General features: G+C 65.6%; 1 protein-coding gene. It reads right to left on the minus strand.

The features are described from left to right. Positions 1 to 1,353 (minus strand): acyltransferase domain-containing protein (locus LHJ74_RS34045; protein ID WP_375546897.1); only part of this gene is annotated, 1,353 nt, incomplete at its 3' end. Positions 1,354 to 1,400: the final 47 nt, after the last annotated feature.

The following is a 1,400-nucleotide window of genomic DNA, read 5'->3' on the forward strand; positions in this document are numbered from 1 at the left end:
ACGCACCTGAATCGCCACCCCGCCACGCTCCGGCAACACCAACGGCGCCTCCAGCGTCAACTCCTCCACCAGATCGCAGCCGACCTCATCACCAGCACGGACCGCCAACTCCACAAACCCGGTCCCCGGCATCAACACCAACCCGCCAACCACATGATCAGCAAGCCACCCATGCGACTGCACCGAAACCCGCCCAGTCAGCACCACACCGCCATCAGCCACCTCAACCGCGGCAGCCAGCAACGGATGCCCCACCGACCCCAGACCCAACTCCGCCGGATCACCCGACCCACCCGAAACCGACAACCAGAACCGCTCCCGCTGGAACGCATACGTCGGCAACTCCACCCGCCGCGACCCCGCCCCGGCGAACACCGTTGACCAGTCCACCGGAACACCACGAGTGAACAAACCCGCACACGCCGCAAGAACACTGCGGCCCTCCCCCTGACCGCGCCGCAACGTCGCCACCGCCAGCACATCCGGATAACCCTCACCCAGACACTCCGCGGCCATCGCCGTCAACGCACCACCCGGACCCACCTCAACAAACGCCGTCACACCACTACCAGCCAGCCACTCCACACCCTCAGCGAACCGCACCGGCCGACGAGCATGCTCCACCCAATACTCCGGAGAGCACACCTCCCCAGCCGAAACCACCCGCCCCGACACATTCGACACAATCGGAATACGCGGCGCCGCGAACGACAACCCCTCAGCCACCCGCCGGAACTCCGCCAGCATCGGATCAACCCGCGGCGAATGAAACGCATGACTCACCCGCAACCGACGCGTCTTACAACCCAGCCCCGCGAAATGCGCCGCGACCTCCCCGACCGCACCCTCATCCCCGGAAACCACCGTCGCCGCCGGACCATTGACCGCCGCGATCGCCACCTCATGCTCACGACCCACCAACAACGCCGCAACCTCATCCGAGGCCACCTGAAGCGACACCATCGCCCCACCAGCAGGCAACTCCTGCATCAACCGGCCACGAGCCGCCACCAGCACACACGCATCCGCAAGCGACAACACCCCAGCCACATGCGCCGCCGCCAACTCCCCCACCGAATGCCCCACCAGAAAGTCCGGCCGAACACCCCACGAAGCCAGCAACCGGAACAGCGCCACCTCCACCGCGAACAAACCCGCCTGCGTAAACACCGTCTCATCAAGCAAACCAGCCCCAGCAGAATCCGCCTCAGCGAAAATCACCGAAAGCAATGGCCGCTCCAAAAGGCCGTCCAGCCCCGCACACACCTCATCCAACGCCTCAGCAAAAACCGGGAAAGACCCATACAACTCCCGGCCCATCCCCACCCACTGCGACCCCTGCCCCGGAAACATCACCACCGTCCGGGCACCACCACCAACCACACCCGACACCACACCCG

Origin of the sequence: Streptomyces gossypii (genome assembly GCF_025165795.1) — a bacterium.
Lineage (GTDB): Bacteria > Actinomycetota > Actinomycetes > Streptomycetales > Streptomycetaceae > Streptomyces > Streptomyces gossypii.